At 70.3% G+C, this 20890-nt stretch carries 15 protein-coding genes; 10 read left to right on the plus strand and 5 right to left on the minus strand.

Features of this window, described 5'->3' with window-relative positions; translation table 11 throughout:
- Window positions 1–6: 6 nt before the first annotated feature.
- From AC067M_RS15730 to AC067M_RS15745, 4 genes are all read right to left on the minus strand, one after another.
- Window positions 7–1209, minus strand: coding sequence for a vWA domain-containing protein (locus AC067M_RS15730; protein ID WP_478697571.1), 1203 nt, complete (start codon window positions 1207–1209; stop codon window positions 7–9).
- A 131-nt stretch (window positions 1210–1340) separates the two neighbouring features.
- Window positions 1341–2564 (minus strand): AAA family ATPase, encoded by a 1224-nt coding sequence (locus tag AC067M_RS15735; protein WP_478697549.1) that lies wholly within the window; start codon window positions 2562–2564, stop codon window positions 1341–1343.
- 117 nt (window positions 2565–2681) lie between these two features.
- The gene (locus tag AC067M_RS15740; RefSeq protein WP_478697550.1) at window positions 2682–4139 is read right to left on the minus strand and encodes a hypothetical protein; all 1458 of its coding nucleotides are present in this window, start codon (window positions 4137–4139) and stop codon (window positions 2682–2684) included.
- Window positions 4140–4249: 110 nt separating this feature from the next.
- A complete protein-coding gene (locus AC067M_RS15745; protein ID WP_478697551.1) occupies window positions 4250–6265 on the minus strand; it encodes an alpha-glucuronidase in 2016 nt (671 codons plus the stop codon).
- A gap of 314 nt (window positions 6266–6579) precedes the next feature.
- Between AC067M_RS15745 and ngcE the strand changes: the two genes are divergently transcribed.
- The 10 genes from ngcE (at window position 6580) to AC067M_RS15795 (ending at window position 20327) form a co-directional block, all read left to right on the plus strand.
- A complete protein-coding gene (ngcE, locus tag AC067M_RS15750; protein ID WP_478697552.1) occupies window positions 6580–8028 on the plus strand; it encodes an N-acetylglucosamine/diacetylchitobiose ABC transporter substrate-binding protein in 1449 nt (482 codons plus the stop codon).
- A 67-nt stretch (window positions 8029–8095) separates the two neighbouring features.
- Window positions 8096–9031, plus strand: a complete 936-nt coding sequence (locus AC067M_RS15755) for a carbohydrate ABC transporter permease (protein ID WP_478697553.1) — start codon at window positions 8096–8098, stop codon at window positions 9029–9031.
- Between the two features lie 17 nt (window positions 9032–9048).
- On the plus strand, window positions 9049–9972 hold the full coding sequence (locus AC067M_RS15760; protein ID WP_478697554.1) for a carbohydrate ABC transporter permease: 924 nt from the start codon (window positions 9049–9051) through the stop codon (window positions 9970–9972).
- Between the two features lie 196 nt (window positions 9973–10168).
- Complete coding sequence (locus AC067M_RS15765; RefSeq protein WP_478697572.1) at window positions 10169–11368, plus strand: ROK family transcriptional regulator; 1200 nt, start codon at window positions 10169–10171, stop codon at window positions 11366–11368.
- Between the two features lie 136 nt (window positions 11369–11504).
- Window positions 11505–12602, plus strand: a complete 1098-nt coding sequence (locus tag AC067M_RS15770) for a sugar ABC transporter substrate-binding protein (RefSeq protein WP_478697555.1) — start codon at window positions 11505–11507, stop codon at window positions 12600–12602.
- A 258-nt stretch (window positions 12603–12860) separates the two neighbouring features.
- Window positions 12861–13652 carry an ATP-binding cassette domain-containing protein gene (locus AC067M_RS15775; protein WP_478697556.1) on the plus strand — a complete coding sequence of 264 codons (792 nt, stop codon included), beginning with the start codon at window positions 12861–12863 and terminating at the stop codon, window positions 13650–13652.
- Window positions 13649–14971: a sugar ABC transporter permease gene (locus AC067M_RS15780; protein ID WP_478697557.1), complete on the plus strand. Its 1323-nt coding sequence runs from the start codon at window positions 13649–13651 to the stop codon at window positions 14969–14971. Before AC067M_RS15775 ends, AC067M_RS15780 begins: the two co-directional genes overlap by 4 nt.
- A gap of 220 nt (window positions 14972–15191) precedes the next feature.
- Window positions 15192–17120 carry a 1-deoxy-D-xylulose-5-phosphate synthase gene (gene dxs / locus AC067M_RS15785; protein WP_478697558.1) on the plus strand — a complete coding sequence of 643 codons (1929 nt, stop codon included), beginning with the start codon at window positions 15192–15194 and terminating at the stop codon, window positions 17118–17120.
- A 146-nt stretch (window positions 17121–17266) separates the two neighbouring features.
- Window positions 17267–18778 (plus strand): amino acid permease, encoded by a 1512-nt coding sequence (locus AC067M_RS15790; RefSeq protein ID WP_478697559.1) that lies wholly within the window; start codon window positions 17267–17269, stop codon window positions 18776–18778.
- A 418-nt stretch (window positions 18779–19196) separates the two neighbouring features.
- Window positions 19197–20327, plus strand: a complete 1131-nt coding sequence (locus tag AC067M_RS15795) for a methyltransferase (RefSeq protein ID WP_478697560.1) — start codon at window positions 19197–19199, stop codon at window positions 20325–20327.
- A 21-nt stretch (window positions 20328–20348) separates the two neighbouring features.
- Here AC067M_RS15795 and AC067M_RS15800 read toward each other — a convergent pair whose 3' ends face one another.
- The gene (locus AC067M_RS15800) at window positions 20349–20741 is read right to left on the minus strand and encodes an NTP pyrophosphohydrolase (RefSeq protein ID WP_478697561.1); all 393 of its coding nucleotides are present in this window, start codon (window positions 20739–20741) and stop codon (window positions 20349–20351) included.
- Window positions 20742–20890 lie beyond the last annotated feature (149 nt).

Genomic DNA, 20890 nt, shown 5'->3' on the forward strand with positions numbered 1-20890 from the left:
GCCGGGTCAGCTGATCGTGACGACACGTGCCCAGGTCGGCGGTGTGTCGGGGACGTAGTCCGGGTTCCGCTCGTCCACCCGGGCGGGACGGGAGAAGAGGCCGACGACGGTACGGCAGGGAGGCGGTGCGGAGGGCCACGGTGTCTGGCCGTCCGTCAGGGCGACGATCACGTCCGGGCGGGGCCGCGAGCGGAGGGCACGGGCGAAACCGGAGCGCAGATCCGTCCCCCCGCCGCCGATCAGTGCGACGTCCTCGGCGCGGCAGAGCGGGGCGGCGATCCCGGCCGCCGCGTCGCAGGAGATCACCGACACCAGATCACGGCGCCCGCCCACCGCCCGCGCGATCGCCGCCACCTCCAGCAGCGCGCTGCCCAGCTCCGCGTCGCTCACCGACCCGGAGGTGTCGATCACGACGCAGACCCGGGGCGGGGTACGGCGCAAGCTCGGCAGCAGCACCCCGGGGACGGCGGCCGAGCGCCGGGACGGACGCCGGTAACTGTGGTCCTCGCCCACCCCCGGCGCACTCGCCGCGGACCGTACGGCCGCCCCCAGCAACTGCCGCCACGGCTGCGGCGGATGAAAGGCCTCGTCCGCCCAACGGCGCCACCCTTCCGGGGCGTCACCCGGCCGCCCCTTGATCCCCTCGGCGACCCGGAAGCGCACCGCGTCCCGCTGCTGCCTGGTCAGCCCGTGGGCCCCGTCGGGCCCCAGCTCCCACGGTCGCTCCTGCCCGTCGGCCCCGCTGCCGCAGTCCAGCCAGGCCAGGTCGGCGGCGAGCCCGGACAGCGACGCCCTGCGCAGGTACTCCTCCATCAGCAGCCCGTCGGGCAGCCTCAGCAACGACGGACGCAGCGCCCCGACGGGCCGGGGCAGACCGTCGCCGTAGATGTCGTCGTTGATCTCGAAGTCGGCGGCGATGTTCCGCCGCAACCTCTCGCCCGGCCCGTGCTCCTCGTTCTGGCGCGCGTAGCGCTCGCCCCGCCCGTGGTGGTCCCGGAGCAGATGGGAGACCTCGTGCACCCAGACGCCCGCCAGCTCCTCCACGGGAGTCCGCGCCACGAAGCCGGGGGAGACGTAGCAGCGCCAGTGCGCGTCGACCGCCATCGTCGGCACCGACCGGTCCTCGACCACGTTCAGCGCGAAGAGCGCGTCGGCGAGGTAGGGGCGGACCTTGACCGCGTGCAGCCGGGCGGCCAGCAACTTCTCCATGTCCAGGGGAAGCACGGGGACGCCGGCCGGCCCGCCCGCGCCGGCCGGCGGCGAGGGCAGCGTGGCCCGCACCGGGCGCGGCGGCGCAGGCGGGGTCATCGGCCGCGGCAACGGCCGCTTCACGGGCCCCGTCATCGCTGCGCCCCCTGGAGCTGTCCGGCCGCGGCCCGCTCCACCGACCGGTCCGCGCGGTCGGCGATCCCGACGACCGCGGCCAGCCGGTCCACCGCCTGCGGAACCTCCCAGTCGTCGCGCCGCAGCGAGGCCAGTGCCCTGGCCGGGGCGACCAGCAGGTCCGGGGCGCCGGTCTCCAGCGCACGGACCAGCACCGCCCAGCCCGCCTCCCACCGTTCTCGTTCCGGCCGGGCTCGGACAGCGGCCACCACCGCCTCCAGCGCGGCCTGACGCAGATCGCCCCGCACCGGCAGCTCGGCGGAGGCCGGATCGGACAGGAGCGACTCCGGGTCCGGCAGGTCCATCCGGTCGAGGTGGGCGAGGAGTTCGAGCCCCGGTCCGTCCCCCACCGCGCCCCGCACCAGCAGCGCCAGCACCTCCCGGGAGACGGCGGCCGCGGTGCCGAACGCCAGCAGGGTCAACGCGGCCTCCCAGCTCCGCGGCGAGGGCCAGGCTCCGCCGCGCCGTGTCTCGGTGCTCGGCAGCCGGTGGATCAGCGTCGGCCGGGCTTTCAGGAAGCCGCAGACCACGCGCCGGGCGAAGGCCACCGCCTCCGGCAGCCGCTCAGGACGGAGGCGGGGCAGCTCGGCCCGCGGCCAGACCCCGCCCAGCCCTCGTACCACCACGTCCTGGTCGTGCACCCAGTACAGGTGCACGAACCGGTTGGCCAGCGGCGGGCTCAGCTCCCAGCCGTCCGCCGCCGAGGCACGAGGATTGGCGGCGGCCACGATCCGTACCCCCGGCGGCAGTTGCAGGGCACCGACCCTCCGCTCCAGCACCACCCGGAGCAGGGCGGCCTGGACGGCCGGGGTGGCGGTGGAGAGTTCGTCCAGGAAGAGCAGCCCCCGCCCTGCCCGGACGAGTTCCACGGCCCACTGCGGCGGTGCCATCGGCACGCCCCGCACCGCCGGGTCGTCGCCCACGATGGGCAGTCCGGAGAAGTCGGTCGGCTCGTGGACACTCGCGATCACGGTCGTCAGCGGCAGGTCGAGGGAAGTGGCGAGCTGCGTCAGCGCGGCGGTCTTGCCGATGCCCGGCTCGCCCCAGAGCAGCACGGGCAGGTCCGCCGCGACGGCCAGGGTGAGCGCTTCGAGCTGGTCGTCGGGGCGCGGTTCGGTGGTGGTGGTCCGAAGGAGTGTCAGGAGGTCGTCGGAGAGGCCGAGTTGGGTGCTGGAAGTCATGGCGTATCACCTGGGTGGCATAAGGGGGCGGGACAGCCCGGCCCGGAGGGTGTGGGTGCGTGCGGCGAGTAATGCGTGGGCCTCTGGGGGTGTGGTCAGCAGGCCAGGCCCGCAGGGTCAGCAGGCCAGGCCCGTACGGGGCCGGGCCCGGCTGCTCCGCTTGCGGCGCACCTCGGGAGGCGTACGGCGGTCGATCCGGGGACGGTGGCCAGGCTCCGTCAGGCCCACGCCCGCGGCGTCACGGCCCGCTGCGGCACCGGCACCGGGGTGCGGGGCGGCCAGTCCCGAGCGGAAGAGTCCGTGGTCGATACGGCGGGCCGCGGCCGACTCCAGTTCCTCCCGGAGCGGCCCGTCGCGCAGGACCGCGGCCGGACCGAGCAGCCCTTCGACCACGGCCAGCGCCCCGGCGACGTCACCGTGGCCGAGCCGCTCCCGGACCGCCGGAAGTGCCTCCGGGTTGCGGTGCACCGCGTCGATCGCCCGCAGGCAGGGCAGCCCAGGCCCGCCGAGCGCCACCAGCAGCTCCTCCCGGCGCAGTTGGGCCGGGTCGTGGTCGATCGCGGTGAGCACCCCGTCCCGCAGCGCGATCCGATGGACCTGGCCCCGGCACTCCACCCGGTGCGGATCACCCGGCCCGGTGACGGACCTGCCGACGGGCCCGGCCGCGCCTGCCGATCCGTACGCCGCCACCGAGCCGTGCGCCGTCAACGCGGCGGCGACAAGCGGATGCAGTCGATCGGCCGCGACCAGCCCGGCCCGCACCAGCTCCAGATCCGGAAGGACCCGGGCCGCCGCCTCCGGCAGCACCGGAAGCGCGGCGACCTCCTGCGGCGGCAGCGCCTCCCGAAGCGGCCGGAACGTCGGGGCATGGCTGTCGTCGGGGGCGACGAGTTCGAGCACGGCACGGCTGCGCGCACCGAGCCGCACGGTGAAGGCCCCGCGAGGACGGCCCTCGGCCCGCAACAGCACCTCCGCCTCGGCGGCCCAACGCGCCACCGCCCACGAGGAGTCGGAGCCCCCGTCGCATCGTCGTGCCAACTCGCCGCTCCGCCCGGCGTCCCACAGATGCCGGTGCAGATCGAGCCGGAAACGCCGTTCGGGATGCGGATGGGGATGGTGCCCGGGATGCCGGGGGTCTCCGGGGGCGCTGTCCCCGGACTCCTGCCACAGGGACAGGGACATCCGCTGCCCGGCGTCCGCCCAGGCCGGCGGTGTCCGTACCACCAGATGCAGCGGAGCGGCACCGGAACGCCGGTAACGGGCCAGGGAGAGGGTGAGACCGGGCCGGAGCCGCCCGTCGGGGGCGATCCGGGGCATGTGCCAGCGGAGCAGATCCGGTGCCAGTCGGCGCAGGTCAGCACGGAGTCGGGTGGCGAGATCGGTGCCGTGGCGGTCGCGCACGGCGCGCAGATCGAGATCGACGTCGATCCGGGCGGCGGCGCAGGCCCCCGCCCAGTCACCGGCCGCACGCCGCGCGGTCGCGGTCTCGATCATGGACAGTGGCACGGCGTACTCGCGCACGCGCTGCCACATCAACAGGCGGGTCGGAATCCCGTTCGCGAAGTGATGTGCCATCAGCACTCACCTTGCGCGGACGATTCCCCCAATCCGAGCGAGGAGAAGTTCATCATCGGCGGCATCATAAGCACCACGATCAGATTCTGTCAGCACGGTTTCCGTCGGAGTCAGTGGATGTGCCGCCCCCGCGCGTCGGGCACCCCCGACTTCCGGAAGAAGTAGCTGTTGACCTGGTCGCGCCACTCGCGGGCGCCGCGGAGCTGTTCCTCGTACCGCTTCGTCACCCGCGCGTGGCGCGCCGGTGACACGAGGTCCGCGAGCGAGGCCCACACCCGCCGGGCCTCCTCCACCTCGGCCACACCCGCGAAGTGCGTGTCGTAGATGTGCTGGATCACGGTCGTGCCGCTGTGCAGGACATGCCCGTACGGCACGTGGTGGAAGAACAGCAGCAGCTCGTCGGGGCAGGTCCGCACGGACTCGTACAGCTCGGCCCAGGGTTTGGCGTACTGCGCCGCGTAGCCGGTGCCGGTGGTCGCGGTGCGGTCGACGCCGATGCCGTCACGGTCGGCGAAGTGGTAGGTGCCCCAGGGGCTGTACTCGTAGCCGTCGACGCTCGGCCCGTAGTGGTGCCCCGGCTGCACCATGAAGCCGACGCCGAGCGGCGCGGTGTACTTCTCGTACGTCCGCCACGAGCCGTGGAGAACGGCGCGCAGCCCCTCCCGCAGCCGTCCGGGGTCGGCGCTCGCCTCGGCCGGGAAGGTGAGCCGGATCCACTCGTCGAGCAGGTCGTGCGGGTCGGCGTCCGGCCGCCAGCCGAGCCGGCCGACGGTGTACAGGTTGGCCTGGGCGAGCGGATGCCCCGTCCAGAAGGGGTCGTCGCCCACGTTGGACACGGCGACCAGACCGCCGGCCAGGTCACCGACACCGGGCCCGCCGTCCTCCCCGTCGGGCCGGAACCGCAGCACCTCGCTCCACATCGGCCCGAGCCAGCACACGTGCCGCTGCTGCCCGGTGTACTCCTGCGTGGCCTGCACCTCCAGCGCGAGCCGGGTGCGCGGCATGGCCCCGAGCACGGGCGAGACCGGCTCGCGCACCTGGAAGTCCAGGGGCCCGTGCTTGACCTGGAGCACGGCGTTCTCCGCGAACTCGCCGTCCAAGGGGGCGAAATGGTCGTACGCGGCACGCGCCCGGTCCGTCGACCGGTCCCGCCAGTCCTGCCGGTGGTTGTAGACGAAGGCCCGCCAGCGCACGGTGCCGCCGTGCGGGGCGAGCGCGGCGGCCAGCATGTTGGCGCCGTCGGCGTGACTGCGGCCGTAGGTGAACGGACCCGGCTGGCCCTCCGAGTCGGCCTTCACCACGAACCCGCCGAAGTCCCCGATCACCTCGTACACCTGTGCGACCGTCGCCGCCCACCATCGGCGCACTCCTTCGTCGAGCGGGTCGGCCGTGGCCAGTCCGCCGAGTACGACCGGCGCCGCGAAGGTGACCGACAGATGCGTCCGGATGCCGTACGGCCGCAACGCGTCGGCGAGGGCGGCGACCTCACCGATCCGGTCGGTGAGCAGACGCGCCTCGGTGGCGTGCACGTTGACGTTGTTGACGGTCACGGCGTTGATCCCGCAGGCCGCGAGCAGCCTGCCGTACGCCCGTACCCGCTCGGTCTCCCCGCGTGCCTCGCCGTCCCGCCAGAACAGCGACCCGCCCGCGTAACCACGCTCCACCTGGCCCATCACCGGGTGCACGGCCACGTTGTCCCAGTGGTCCAGTGCCCGCAGCGCCACCGCGGGCCGGTGTGTCTCGCGCGGCCGCTCGGCACCGAACGCGTCCTCGCCGAGCCGCACGACGTGGAACAGCCCGTACAGCAGCCCCCGCCCACCGGCCGCCGTGACGGTGGTGGTCCCGTCGCGGCGCACGCAGGCGAACCCCTCGTCGCCGAGGTCCGGTGCGTCGGTGACGTCCAACACCAGGTCGTACGGGGCGGCCCGCGCGGCCCGCGCGTCGCGCACCACCTCGCCCCCGAACCGGGCACAGGCGGCGGCCGCCTCGCCGTGCACGGTGTCCACGAGCGGCCCACGGCCACGGACCAGCGTCCGACGGCAGCCGAGCGGCCGGAAGACCTCCGGTGGCAGCCAGGCGGGGTCGACGCCTTCGGGCAGGACGGGCGCTGGCACGGGAAGCGACACGGAACCCCCTCGGCGATGACCGGACCATTGTGGGACAGGGGACACGGGCGGGTCTCGGGTGGCTCGGGGGAATGGCCGAATAAGATCGCCAGAAAACCCTTTCCCGTCATTTCCGCGAGGTCTCAACGGTCTCAACTCGGAAAAGACCGGTGGTCAACCTTGCATTCGATCTTGCTCAGGCGGCGGGAAGTGGACTATACCTGTCGGCACTTCCACATGATGAGCGCTTCCTGCACGACCCTGCTTGACCTGACCGCGGTGCCCGGGAGGATCCGGTTCACCGCCTGAGTCCTGGAGAAGGCGAGGACTTGAGCATGGGATCCACTTCCGCAGAGCACCACGGTTCCGAAGGCGTCGGCCGACGCGATCTGATCAAGCGGTCCGCCGCGCTCGGCCTGGTCACCATTCCCACCATGAGCTTCCTCGCCGCGTGTGCCAGCGGCGGCGGGGGAGACGACTCGAACGACAACACGTCCAAGGGCAAGACCACCAAGGACAATCCGTTCGGCGCGGAGAAGGGCAGCAAACTCGACGTCGTCGTCTTCAAGGGCGGTTACGGCGACGACTACGCCAAGGCGTGGGAGGCCGACTTCAACAAGAAGCTCGGGATCACCTCCAGCCACACCGGCACGCAGGAGATCACGGGCAAGCTCCAGCCCCGCTTCAACGCCGGAACCCCGCCGGACATCGTCGACGACTCCGGTGCCCAGCAGATCAAGGTCGACGTGCTCTTCAAGAACGGCCAGCTCCTCGACCTCGCCGGGGTCCTGGACGCGCCGGCCGTGGACGACCCCGCCAAGAAGGTCCGCGACACCCTGATCCCCGGCACGCTCGACCCGGGCACCTTCGAGGGCAAGGTCGTCGCCCTGAACTACATCTACACGGTCTGGGGCCTGTGGTACTCCGGCAAGCTCTTCAAGGAGAAGGGCTGGGAGGAGCCCAAGACCTGGGCCGACTTCCTCGCCGTCTGCCAGGACGCCAAGAAGCAGGGCATCGGCGGCCTCGCCCACCAGGGCAAGTACCCGTACTACATCAACGTCGCCATCATGGACATGATCGCCAAGAAGGGCGGCCTGGACGCCATGAAGGCGATCGACAACCTCGACCCCAAGGCGTTCGTCGGCTCCGACGCGGCGCAGGCCGGCGTCGAGGCGATCTACGAGGTCGTCGAGAAGGGCCTGCTCATGCCCGGCACGAACGGCCTGACCCACACCGAGTCGCAGACCCGATGGAACCAGTACAAGGCCGCGTTCATCACCTGCGGCTCCTGGCTGGAGAACGAACAGCTCAAGACGACGCCGACCGACTTCGACATGAAGTTCATGCCGATGCCGCTGCTGCCCGACAGCAAGCTGCCCTTCGAGGCGATCCGGGCCGGCGCCGGCGAGCCCTTCATCATCCCGGCCAAGGCCAAGAACCTCGCCGGCGCCCAGGAGTTCATGAGGAGGATGCTCTCCAAGGAGTGGTCGACGCAGTTCGCCAAGGAGGCCAACTCGCTGACCATCCTCAAGGACGGCGTCGACCCGAGCGTCCAGCTCCGCCCGGGAACCCAGTCCACCGTCGAGGCGACCAAGGCAGCGGGCGACAACACCTTCCGCTACATGTACGTCGACTGGTACAGCGAGATGGGGGCCGCCCTCGAGGCCGCCTCCAACGAGTTGATGGCCAAGCGCATCCAGCCGAAGGAGTGGCTCAAGCGAGCCCAGGCCGCGGTCGACAAGCAGGCCAAGGACCCGGCGTCCAAGAAGAACCACCGGGACTGACCGCACGCCGTATCCCGGGCCGGAACACCCCCGGCCCGGGGGAGGACACCAGGGGCAGGAATCGCCAATGCGCAAAGGGCAGTACAGGTTCATCGCGGGGTTTCTGTTCATCCCCGTGGCGCTCTATCTGATCTTCGTCATCTGGCCGTACATCCAGACCTTCGGCTATTCGCTGACCGACTGGAAGGGCCAGTCGCAGACCTTCAATTTCGTCGGGCTCGACAACTACGAAGCGCTGTTCCAGGACGACGTCTTCCTGCAGGCCATCTGGCACAACATCCAGTTCCTGGTGTTCATCCCGGTGATCACCATTCTGCTCGCGCTGTTCTTCGCCTTTATGGTGAACGTGGGCGGACGCGGCCACGCCGGCGGAGTCAGCGGAGTCGCCGGGTCCGGGTTCTACAAGATCGTCTACTTCTTCCCGCAGGTGCTGTCGCTCGCGATCGTCGCGGTGCTGTTCAACGCGGTGTACCGCAGCGACGGCGGCGGCATGCTCAACGGTCTCCTCACCAAGCTCGGGCTGGTCGACGCCGACAACCCCGTGGAATGGCTGAACGAGCCGGGGTTCGTGCGCTGGGCGCTGATCCTGGTCGTCGTCTGGCACGGCGTCGGGTTCTACCTGGTGCTGTTCTCCGCCGCCATGCAGTCCATCCCGAAGGACATCTACGAGGCCGCCCTCATCGACGGCGCGGGCCGCTCCCAGTCCTTCCTCCGCATCACACTGCCCCTGCTGTGGGACAGCGTGCAGACCGCCTGGGTATACCTGGGCATCGTGGCGATGGACATGTTCGTGCTGGTCGCGTCCATGACCCAGAACATGGGCGCCTACGGCGGCGGCCCCGACCACGCCAGTGACGTCATGTCGTCCGTGATGATGCGCAACTTCCTCTACTTCGGAAAGAGCGGCTACGCCTGCGCCATGGGTGTGGTCATGCTGCTGCTCACCCTCGTCCTGTCCGTGGTCACGCTGCGCGTCACCCGCCGCGAGCGCGTCGAGTTCTGAGCGGGAGAGAGACGACGATGAGCGCACCCATCAAGGAACCCGCGGCCGTCCCCGTCGAGCGGCCCGTGGCCAAGACCCCGCCCCACTCCGGCGACCGGCGCGGTGAGGGCGTCGTGCTGAACGTCTTCTCGCACGGCTTCCTCGCCCTGTGGGCCCTGCTGATCGTGCTGCCCCTGTTGTGGCTGGTGCTCAGCTCCTTCAAGACCGACGCGCAGATCGGCGGTTCGGCCTTCGGCTGGCCGCAGAACTGGTCCCTAGACGTCTTCTCCCGGGCCTGGGACAAGGGCATCGGGGACTACTTCCTCAACACGGTCATCGTGCTGGTCTTCTCGGTGCCGCTGACGATGCTGTTCGGGTCCATGGCCGCGTACGTCCTGGCGCGGTACCAGTTCTGGGGCAACCGGTTCCTGTACTACTTCTTCGTCGCGGGCGCGATGTTCCCGGTCTTCCTGGCACTGGTGCCGCTGTTCTTCATGGTCAAGCGCCTCGACATGCTGAACACCTTCCAGGGTCTGATCCTGGTCTACGTCGCGTACTCGATGCCGTTCACGGTCTTCTTCATGCACGCCTTCTTCCGGACCCTGCCCACGGCGGTCTTCGAGGCGGCCATCCTGGACGGCGCTTCGCATGCGCGTACGTTCTTCCAGGTGATGCTGCCGATGGCGAAGCCGGGTCTGGTCAGTGTCGGCATCTTCAACACCCTGGGCCAGTGGAACCAGTTCATCCTGCCGACGGTCCTCATGCAGCCGCAGAGCGGCGACGATCCGGAGCGCTATGTCCTCACCCAGGGCCTGATCCAGCTCCAGCAGCAGATGGGGTACGCCTCCGACCTGCCGGTCCTCTTCGCGGGTGTGACCATCGCGATGATCCCGATGCTGGTGGTGTACCTGTCCTTCCAGCGGCAGGTGCAGGCGGGCCTCACGTCGGCCACGCTCAAGTAGCGACGCGGATGTAGCCCTCCGCAGTCGCCCGTACGCACGCCGTCCCCGGGCCGGGGGCGGCGCGCGCCGCTGTGTGCAACCACCTGGAAATCGTTCAACCTCTTGACGGGAGGCGACCCGAACGGCTCAGCTTAGAGTTCACTAGTTGGACATAGACGGGGCCTCATTGCTGCGGTCCCGCGCGCAGGAGGTCGTCGTGGAGACTCCGGGGTCGCAGTCATCGCTGCACCGAGCCAACCTGGAGCGTGTCGTACGAGCCGTGCGCCTGGCCGGGTCCCTCACGCAGGCCGAGATCGCCAGGACGACGGGTCTTTCCGCGGCGACGGTCTCCAATATCGTCCGGGAGTTGAAGGACGGCGGAACGGTCGAGGTCACGCCCACCTCGGCGGGCGGCCGCCGGGCCCGCGCCGTGTCCCTGAGCGGTGACGCCGGCATCGTCATAGGCGTCGACTTCGGGCACACCCATTTGCGCGTCGCGGTCGGGAACCTCGCCCACCAGGTGCTGGCCGAGGAGTCCGAGCCGCTCGACGTGGACGCCTCCTCGACCCAGGGCTTCGACCGGGCGGAAGAGCTGGTCAATCGCCTGATCGCAGCAACCGGGGTGGACGAGTCCAAAATCGCCGGTGTGGGCCTGGGTGTGCCCGGCCCCATCGACGGCGAGTCCGGGACCCTGGGCTCGACCGCCATCCTGCCCGGCTGGACCGGCAGCAAGCCGGCCGAGGAGATGCGCGGGCGACTCGGCGTGCCCGTCCACGTGGACAACGACGCCAACCTCGGCGCCCTCGGTGAGCTGGTCTGGGGCAGCGGCAGGGGCGTACGTGATCTTGCCTACATCAAGGTCTCCAGCGGTGTCGGCGCCGGCCTGGTGATCGACGGGAAGATCTACCGCGGCCCGGGTGGCACTGCGGGAGAAATCGGACATATTACTCTTGATGAATCCGGTCCTGTCTGCCGCTGCGGCAACCGGGGCTGCCTGGAGACCTTCGCGGCCGCGCGCTATGTGCTGCCGCTCCTCCAGTCCAGCCACGGCGCCGACCTGACCATGGAGGGCATGGTGCGGCTGGCCAGGGACGGAGACCCGGGCTGCCGTCGGGTGATCGCCGACGTCGGCCGGCACATCGGCAGTGGAGTGGCGAACCTTTGTAATCTGTTGAACCCGAGCCGAGTCGTCCTGGGCGGTGATCTCGCCGAGGCCGGAGAGCTCGTCCTCGGTCCGATCAGGGAGTCGGTCGGCCGCTACGCGATCCCCAGCGCAGCGCGCCAACTGTCCGTTCTCCCGGGGGCACTTGGTGGCCGCGCGGAGGTGCTCGGAGCGCTCGCCCTCGCACTGAGCGAGATGGGTGATTCGACCCTTCTGGACGGTGCGCTGACCACGGCCACACCCGCCTTCACCTAGAGAACGAATAAAGCCGTTGCCATCTCGTTAAGTATTTACTTCTTGACGTCGCACGTGTGGCCGAGTTGACTTCCAGCCACCTCGGCCGCAGCGCTGCGGCCCTGTCAGGGAGGCACACCCCCAAATGAACGCAACGATGCGTAGAGTCGTGATCGGTACGGCCGCGGTTTCGCTGGCCCTGTCCGTGGCCGCCTGCGGCAAGGCCGGCGACGACAAGGACTCCGACAGCGGCAGCACGTCGGGCGGCGGCGGTGGCGGCAAGACGATCGGTCTGTTGCTGCCGGACAGCGTCACCGCACGCTACGAGAAGTTCGACAAGCCGTACTTCGAGGCGAAGACCAAGGAGCTGTGCTCCGACTGCAAGGTCGAGTACGCCAACGCGGCCGGTGACGCGGCCAAGCAGGCCCAGCAGGTCAGCAGCATGATCACCAAGGGCGTCAAGGTCCTCGTGATCAGCGCCCAGGACTCCGCCGCCATCAAGTCCTCGATCCAGTCCGCGGTCGACAAGGGCATCAAGGTCGTTGCCTACGACCGCCTCGCCCAGGGCCCGGTCTCCGCGTACGTCTCCTTCGACAACGTCAAGGTCGGCGAGCTTCAGGGCCAGGCGCTGCTCGACGCGCTGGGCTCCAAGGCCACCCCGAAGTCGAAGGTCGTCATGATCAACGGTGACGACGCCGACCCGAACGCCGGCCAGTTCAAGCAAGGCGCCCACAAGGCCCTCGACGGCAAGGTCGACATCGCCTACGAGCAGTCCGGCCTGTGGAAGGACACGGTCGCCGCGCAGAAGGTGTCCGCGGCCATCACCCAGCTCGGCGCCAAGAACATCGCGGGCGTCTACGCCGCCAACGACGGCATGGCCGGTGGTATCGCCAACACCCTCAAGGGCGCCGGCATCAGCGGCATCCCGCTGACCGGTCAGGACGCGGAGCTCGCGGGTATCCAGCGCATCGTCGCCGGCACCCAGTCCTCCACCGTCTACAAGGCCTTCAAGCCCGAGGCGGACGCCGCCGCCCAGCTCGCGGTCAACCTGCTCGAGGGCAAGGACATCAAGTCCCTCGCGACCGAGACGCTGACCAGCGGCTCCGGCGACAAGGTGCCCTCCCAGCTGCTGACCCCGGTGTCGGTCACCAAGGCCAACATCAAGGACACGGTGATCAAGGACAAGCTGTACACGGTCCAGGACATCTGCACCGCTGACTACGCGGCCGCCTGCAAGAAGGCGGGCCTGCAGTAAGGCTCGCTCCGCGAGCACCGGCCCGAGCCCGCCCTGGGCTCGGGCTCCACGACCGCCCTGCGGTCCGCGAACCCCTCCGGCGCCCGTCCCACCTTTCAACCCCGCTGCGGGGCGGGCGTCGGCGGAAACCGTTGCCATGGGCAGCGGGTTCGCGCATGTTCACCTTGTAAACCTTGTGCGCCACCCCGCGGGGCGTCGCGCACATCCCTCCGCGCATGTCTCACGCGCGGCATCCCCGCCGGTCAGGCGGCGAAGGAGATGGTTCACGTGTCCGCTACGCCCGTGTTGGCGTTGCGCGGAGTCTCCAAGCGATTCGGTGCGGTGCAGGCACTCACCGATGTCGAACTGGAGGTCCACGCCGGAGAAGTCGTCGCCCTGGTCGGCGACAACGGCGCAGGAAAGTCCACCCTGGTCAAGACGATCGCGGGTGTCCACCCCATCGATGAGGGCGTCATCGAGTGGGAGGGCAACGCGGTCAGCATCAACAAGCCGCACGACGCCCAGGGACTCGGCGTCGCGACGGTCTACCAGGACCTCGCGTTGTGCGACAACCTCGACGTGGTCGGCAACCTCTACCTCGGGCGCGAGCTGCTGCACCGCGGCGTCATCGACGAGGTGTCGATGGAGAAGAACGCCCGGGAACTGCTGAGCACGCTCTCCATCCGCATCCCGAGCGTGCGCATCCCGATCGCCAGCCTCTCCGGAGGTCAGCGCCAGGTCGTGGCGATCGCCCGCGCCCTGATCGGCGATCCCAAGGTCGTGATCCTCGACGAGCCCACCGCCGCCCTGGGTGTCGAGCAGACCGCCCAGGTCCTCGACCTGGTCGAGCGGCTGCGCGAGCGTGACCTCGGCGTCATCCTCATCAGCCACAACATGGCCGACGTGAAGGCGGTCGCCGACACTGTCGCCGTCCTGCGCCTGGGCAAGAACAACGGCTCCTTCTCTGTGAAGGACACCAGCCACGAAGAGATCATCGCCGCCATCACGGGCGCCACGGAGAACGCCGTGACCCGTCGTGCGGGGCGTCGCAGCACGGAGGCGGCAAAGTGAGTGACACGTCCAAGACCGTGAAGTCGGACGTCCAGGTGGAGAAGCAGTCCACCGTGGCGCCCGCCGACGACCCGACGGCCGCGCCGGTCTCCGTCGTCGACCCGCGACTGCTGGTCCGCGAAGAGGGCCTGAAGGGCTACCTCACCGAGTTCAAGCGCAAGGTGAGGGGCGGTGAGCTGGGCTCGCTGCCGGTCTTCATCGGCCTGATCGTCATCTGGACGATCTTCCAGCTGCAGAACGACCGCTTCCTCAGCGCCGACAACCTGTCGAACATCAGCTACTTCATGGCGGCCACCGGCATGCTCGCCATCGGCCTGGTGTTTGTGCTGCTGCTCGGTGAGATCGACCTCTCGGTCGGCTCGGTGAGCGGCCTGGCCTCGACGCTGTTCGCGGTGTTCGTGGTCGACGACTCCATGAACCCGTGGCTGTCCCTGGTGCTGACCATCCTCACCGGTATCGCCATCGGCGCGCTGCAGGGCTGGTTCTTCGCGAAGATCGGCGTCCCCGCGTTCGTCGTGACCCTGGCCGGCTTCCTCGGCTGGAACGGTCTGATGCTGTGGCTGCTGGGCTCCAGCGGCACGATCAACATCCCGGCGGAGAAGGGGCCGGTGCACCTGCTCGGCCAGAACTCCTTCTTCATGGACCAGGCCATCATCGGTGCGTACATCCTGGCCGGTCTCGGTGTGCTGTCCATGCTCTTCGGCTCGTTCAGCGAGCAGCGCCGGCGGCGGGCGGCGGGTGTGCCCTTCCGGCCCACCAGCGAGATCCTCCTCCGTGTGGGCGCGCTCGCCGTGGCGTCCTTCGCCGCCGCGGCCGTGCTGAACAACGCGTCGGGTGTGTCCAACGCGTTGGTGATCTTCCTGGCGGCGCTGGTGATCGTGGACTTCGTGCTGCGTCGTACGACGTACGGGCGCAAGGTCTTCGCGGTCGGTGGCGGCATCGAGGCGGCGCGGCGTGCGGGTATCAACGTGCCGCTGGTACGGATCACCGTGTTCGCGATCTCGGGTGGGTTCGCCGCGGTGGGCGGCATGTTCTTCGCCGGTCAGACGGCGAGCGCCACGCTCAATGCCGGTGGCGGCAACACCCTGATGCTCGCGATCGCCGCGGCTGTGATCGGTGGCACCAGCCTCTTCGGTGGGCGTGGGTCCGTGTGGTCCGCGCTGCTCGGCATGCTGGTGATCCAGTCGATTCAGACGGGTCTGGACCTGCTGAACATGAACACGTCGATTCAGTACATGATCACTGGCGCGGTTCTGCTGGGTGCGGTTGTCATCGACTCCGTGTCGCGCAAGAGCCAGAAGGCGGCGGGTCGCGCGTAGCGCGTCAGCGCCGTCGGGGTGCGGTGGTACTGCGGGTGCCGGTCCAGTGTGGCCGATCGCGCAGTTACCGGCGCCCCTTGGGGTGAGCTGCGGTTCCGCCCCTTGGAGAGAAATCTGTGCCCGGCTCCCCAGAGGTGCCGGGCACAGTCGCGTCGAGGGAAACATTAGACTCGACGAGCCCGCCGAAAAGCTTGAACAGCTCTACTGCAAGGAGGCACGGGTGCCGCTGCTGACCCGCATCAGGGGACCGCGCGATCTGGACCGGCTCAGCCTGGAGGAGCTGGACCAGCTGGCAGAGGAGATCCGGGGCTTTCTGGTCGAGGCCGTGTCCAAGACCGGTGGGCACCTGGGCCCCAACCTCGGAGTGGTCGAGCTCACCATCGCGCTGCACCGGGTCTTCGAGTCCCCGAAGGACAAGGTGCTGTGGGACACCGGTCACCAGTCCTACGTGCACAAGCTGCTGACCGGGCGCCAGGACTTCTCCAAGCTGAAGATGAAGGGCGGCCTGTCGGGCTACCCCTCGCAGGCCGAGTCCGAGCACGACGTCATCGAGAACAGCCACGCGTCGACGGTCCTCGGATGGGCCGACGGCATCGCGAAGGCCAACCAGCTCCTCGAACGCGACAGCCACGTCGTCGCCGTCATCGGTGACGGGGCGCTCACCGGCGGCATGGCCTGGGAGGCGCTCAACAACATCGCCGAGGCCAAGGACCGCCCGCTCGTCATCGTCGTCAACGACAACGAGCGGTCGTACGCCCCGACCATCGGCGGCCTCGCCAACCACCTCGCGACGCTGCGGACGACCGACGGCTACGAGCGTTTCCTCGCTCGCACGAAGGAGATCCTCGACCGCACGCCGGTCGTCGGAAAGCCGCTGTACGAGACCCTGCACGGGGCCAAGAAGGGGCTCAAGGACTTCATCGCCCCCCAGGGCATGTTCGAGGACCTCGGGCTGAAGTACGTCGGGCCGATCGACGGGCACGACATCGAGGCGCTGGAGTCGGCGCTCGCGCGGGCCAAGCGCTTCGGCGGCCCCGTCATCGTGCACTGCCTCACCGAGAAGGGCCGCGGCTACCAGCCCGCCCTCCAGGACGAGGCCGACCGCTTCCACGGCATCGGTCCCATCCACCCCGACACCGGCCTGCCGATCAAGGCCTCCGGCGCCGACTGGACCTCCGTCTTCGGCGACGAGATGGTCCAGCTCGGCAGGGAGCGCAAGGACATCGTCGCGATCACGGCGGCCATGCTGCAGCCCGTCGGCCTGAAGAAGTTCGCGGAAGCCTTCCCGGACCGGATCTACGACGTCGGCATCGCGGAGCAGCACGGCGCCGTCTCCGCGGCGGGCCTGGCCCACGCGGGCGTCCACCCCGTCTTCGCCGTGTACGCCACCTTCCTCAACCGCGCCTTCGACCAGGTCCTCATGGACGTGGCCCTGCACCGGTGCGGTGTCACCTTCGTCCTGGACCGCGCCGGCGTCACCGGCACCGACGGCGCCTCGCACAACGGCATGTGGGACATGTCGATCCTCCAGGTGGTCCCGGGGCTGCGGCTGGCCGCCCCGCGTGACGCCGACCAGGTGCGCGCACAACTGCGCGAGGCCGTCGCCGTCAACGACGCGCCGACCGTCGTGCGCTTCTCGAAGGGCGCCGTCGGTCCCGCCGTACCGGCCGTGGGACGCGTCGGCGGCATGGACGTGCTGCGCGAGCCCGGAACGGACCGGCCCGACGTCCTGCTGGTGTCCGTGGGCGCCCTCGCGCCGATGTGCCTGGAGATCGCCGGCCTGCTCGACAAGCAGGGCATCTCCACCACCGTCGTCGACCCGCGCTGGGTGAAGCCCGTCGACGAGGCCATGGCCCCGCTCGCGGAGCGGCACCGCGTGGTCGTCACCGTCGAGGACAACTCCCGCGTCGGCGGTGTCGGCTCGGCGATCGCCCAGGCCCTGCGCGACGCGGGCGTCGACGTCCCGCTGCGCGACTTCGGCATCCCGCCCCGCTTCCTCGACCACGCCTCCCGCGCCGAGGTCATGGCGGAGATCGGTCTGACGGCCCCCGACATCGCACGCCAGGTCACCGGCCTGGTCTCCAAGCTGGACGGCCGGTTCGACCGTACGGCCGCCGAGGTCGACTCCGTGCAGCCCGTGCGCGACTGACGCGACACGACTCGTCCGGATGGGCCGGTCCCGCCACTCTTTGCAGTGGTGTGACCGGCCCGTTTGCGTGAATCCCCCCGCATCGGGCATACGCAGTACGCCCCCTCTCGATCATGTCGAGGACGACAAGCGTGGGAGGTAGTCCCGTGACCAGCACCCTCTTCCGGACGAAGAAGGTCGAGCAGTCCATCCTCGATACCGAGGAGCCAGAGCACGCGCTCAAGAAGTCCTTGTCCGCGCTGGACCTGACCGTCTTCGGCGTCGGCGTCATCATCGGCACCGGCATCTTCGTTCTCACCGGCACGGTCGCCAAGAACAACGCCGGTCCCGCCGTCGCCCTGGCCTTCGTCGCGGCCGGGGTCGCCTGCGCGCTCGCCGCGCTCTGCTACGCCGAGTTCGCCTCCACCGTCCCGGTGGCCGGCTCGGCGTACACCTTCTCGTACGCCTCCATCGGGGAACTGCCTGCCTGGATCATCGGCTGGGACCTGGTCCTGGAATTCGCGCTGGGCACCGCGGTGGTCGCCGTCGGCTGGTCCGGCTACATCGCCTCGCTTCTCGACAACGCGGGCTGGCACCTGCCCGCGTCCCTCAGCGGGAGAGAGGGGGCCGACGGGTTCGGTTTCGACATCCTCGCGGCCGCTCTCGTCCTGGTGCTGACCGCCATCCTCGTGGTCGGCACGAAGCTGTCCGCCCGGGTCACCTCCGTCGTGGTCGCCATCAAGGTGACCGTCGTCCTCACCGTGATCATCGCGGGCGCCTTCCTCATCAACGGTGACAACTACGACCCGTTCGTCCCGAAGGCGCAGGAGGTGGAGGCGGGCAGCAGTCTCGACTCCCCGCTCATCCAGCTGATGTTCGGCTGGGCACCCTCCAACTTCGGCGTGATGGGCATCTTCACCGCCGCCTCCGTCGTCTTCTTCGCGTTCATCGGCTTCGACGTCGTCGCCACGGCCGCCGAGGAGACCAGGAACCCCCAGCGCGACATGCCCCGCGGCATCCTCGGTTCCCTCATCATCTGCACGGTCCTGTACGTCGCCGTGTCGATCGTCGTCACCGGCATGGAGCACTACACCAAGCTGTCCGTGAGCGCCCCGCTCGCCGACGCCTTCAAAACCACCGGGCATCCGTGGTTCGCGGGCTTCATCAGCTTCGGCGCCGCCGTCGGCCTGACCACGGTCTGCATGATCCTGCTCCTGGGCCAGACCCGGGTCTTCTTCGCGATGAGCCGCGACGGACTGCTGCCCCGCTTCTTCTCCCACGTCCACCCGCGGTTCAAGACCCCGCACCGGCCGACCATCCTGCTGGGCGTGCTCATCGCGATCCTGGCCGGCTTCACCAGCCTCAGCGAACTCGCCGAGCTGGTGAACATCGGCACGCTGTTCGCCTTCATCGTCGTAGCGATCGGCGTGATCATCCTCCGCCGCACCCGCCCCGACCTGCCCCGGGCCTTCCGCACTCCCTGGGTGCCGGTCATCCCGGTCCTGTCGGTGTGCGCCTCCCTGTGGCTGATGCTGAACCTGCCGGCCGAGACCTGGCTGCGCTTCGGCATCTGGATGGTGGTCGGCTTCTTCGTCTACTTCCTCTACGGCCGCTCCCACAGCCGTCTCGGACGGCACGAGGAGACGGTGGCAGCCGGACCGGACGGTGCCGGCCGCTAGGGCCTCTCGTTTGGATCAGGCCGGGCTCGCGGGCCCCGGCACCGCGCCTCGCCGCGTTGTCGTCGGTTGGCAACACGCCCCAGCCGACCCCTTCATAGACCCGGTTCCGTACGTGACCGGCCCCGTACCTCCCGCTGCGGCGCGGACGTACGGGGCCGGTCACGTACGGGTCGGCACGGGTGCACTAGGCTGCCGACCCGCGACCCCGTCTCCCGGAAGGGCCGTCATGACACTCGGCATGGTTCTCGGCGACCGCCACTCCCGCGCTTCGACGCGGACGCGGTAGCCGCCACCAGCCCTCTTCTCCCCACACCCGGCCCGCTGGACGCACCGGGTGGCGGTTGAGCCTGCTCGCCTGCTCCTCGTCCCGTCGAAGTGCTCTTCGTGTCACCGCACTTACGACCACGAGGAGTACCTGGTGTCCACCCTCCACTGGACCGAGGACCACACCCGCCGTTCCGCCCGCTGGCACTCCGAGAACGGCACCCCCGCGCCCCGCCGGACCGTCCTCGCCGACGACCGTACGAAGGCCGCCACCGCCCACCGCCTGGCCCGCGAGGGCACTGCCCTGCTCTGGCGGGGCGACTACCACAACGCCCGCCGCCTGCTCACGGCGATGGCCCGCCGAACCGACGGCCCCCCGTCCCGCCCCGGCACCACCCCCGCCGACGCCTTCCACCTGGAGCGCCGGGCCCGTCGCCACCGCGCACGCGTCCTCGGTCGACTGCTGGTCCTCCTGGAGGACGACCACACCCTCGCCCTGCGCCGGGCCCCCGACATCCGCGAGGCCTGCGGCCAGGCCTACGGCCCGCCGACGGGGCCCACAGTGGTCTCACTCCGGGAACTGCTCGGGGTGATCGGCGCCCATCAGTGGCGTACGAAGGGAGTCGACGTACCTGCGCTGGGCGCCCGGATCCATCCGCACTACGGCGTGTTCTCACCGGTCAGGGGGGAGTACGTCGACCTGGTCGCGCGGGCGCCGCTGCCCCCTGCGCCGGGCCTCGACGCAGGCACGGCGTTCGACCTCGGCACCGGGACCGGGGTGCTCGCGGCGGTGTTGGCGCGTCGGGGCGTAAGGCGTGTCGTGGCGACCGACATCGCTCCCCGGGCGCTGGCCTGTGCCGAGGACAACGTCCGGCGGCTCGGGCTGGGCGGCCGGGTCGACGTGGTGGGCCCCTGCCTGTTCCCCGAGGGGCGCGCCGGGCTCGTCGTATGCAATCCGCCCTGGGTCCCCGCCCGTCCGAGCAGTGCCCTGGAGCAGGGGGTCTACGACCCCGACGGCGCCATGCTCCACGGCTTCCTCTCGGGGCTGCCCGACCGTCTCCTGCCGGGCGGCGAGGGCTGGCTCGTCCTGTCGGACCTGGCGGAGCATCTGGGGCTGCGTACGCGTGCACAGTTGCTCACTGCCTTCGACACGGCCCGCTTGCGGGTGGTGGACCGGCTCGACGCCGCGCCACGCCATCCGCGGGCCCGGGACAGCACGGACCCGCTGTACGCGGCCCGCGCGGCGGAGACGACGTCGCTGTGGCGGCTGGCGCCGAGAGAGTGAAGGGGCCTGAGGGCGTGGAGGTCAGTCACGCACCGCGCGCGGGCCCGTGACCTGCGCCCCCAACTCCGTCACCCGGCGCCGCAGTTCACGGTCCGCGGTGACGACCAGGCAGGCGCGGTCGGCGGCGCGGGCGGCATCGACCACGTGGACGAGGTGGTCGTCCCCGCTGCCGGGCGCGGACTCGACGCGGACGCCGGGCACGGGCTCCACACCGCGGGCCGCGCCCTCGACGACGAGGACGATCTCCAGGGGACCGGAGTGGCCGGGCAGTCCGTCGGCCGCCAGCCGGTCCCGCAACCGCTCCGCGGCGCCGCGCCGGTCCCGCCACCATCCGTCGGGCACCGACCCCACGACGTTCGCCGCGTCGACGACCACGAGGAGCGGGGGGAGCGGGGTGTCGTCGTTGTCGTCCATGGGACCAGGGTGTCACGGCCGACGAGTCGGGCGGCAGCTCAGCCGAAGGCCCCTCGGGCGTGGGGGGGGGGGGGGGGGGGGGGGGGGGGGGGGGGGGGGGGGGGGGGGGGGGGGGGGGGGGGGGGGGGGGGGGGGGGGGGGGGGGGGGG

The sequence above is a fragment of the Streptomyces sp. NPDC043427 genome (assembly GCF_056436655.1).

What these genes read in the sequence shown, in the direction of transcription:
- AC067M_RS15800 (WP_478697561.1), bottom strand. Translation starts at nt 20,741, where the DNA reads ATGGACGACAACGACGACACCCCGCTCCCCCCGCTCCTCGTGGTCGTC.
- AC067M_RS15740 (WP_478697550.1), bottom strand. Translation starts at nt 4,139, where the DNA reads ATGGCACATCACTTCGCGAACGGGATTCCGACCCGCCTGTTGATGTGG.
- ngcE (WP_478697552.1), top strand. Translation starts at nt 6,580, where the DNA reads ATGGGATCCACTTCCGCAGAGCACCACGGTTCCGAAGGCGTCGGCCGA.
- AC067M_RS15730 (WP_478697571.1), bottom strand. Translation starts at nt 1,209, where the DNA reads ATGGAGAAGTTGCTGGCCGCCCGGCTGCACGCGGTCAAGGTCCGCCCC.
- AC067M_RS15735 (WP_478697549.1), bottom strand. Translation starts at nt 2,564, where the DNA reads ATGACTTCCAGCACCCAACTCGGCCTCTCCGACGACCTCCTGACACTC.
- AC067M_RS15760 (WP_478697554.1), top strand. Translation starts at nt 9,049, where the DNA reads ATGAGCGCACCCATCAAGGAACCCGCGGCCGTCCCCGTCGAGCGGCCC.
- AC067M_RS15775 (WP_478697556.1), top strand. Translation starts at nt 12,861, where the DNA reads ATGGTTCACGTGTCCGCTACGCCCGTGTTGGCGTTGCGCGGAGTCTCC.
- AC067M_RS15770 (WP_478697555.1), top strand. Translation starts at nt 11,505, where the DNA reads ATGCGTAGAGTCGTGATCGGTACGGCCGCGGTTTCGCTGGCCCTGTCC.
- AC067M_RS15755 (WP_478697553.1), top strand. Translation starts at nt 8,096, where the DNA reads ATGCGCAAAGGGCAGTACAGGTTCATCGCGGGGTTTCTGTTCATCCCC.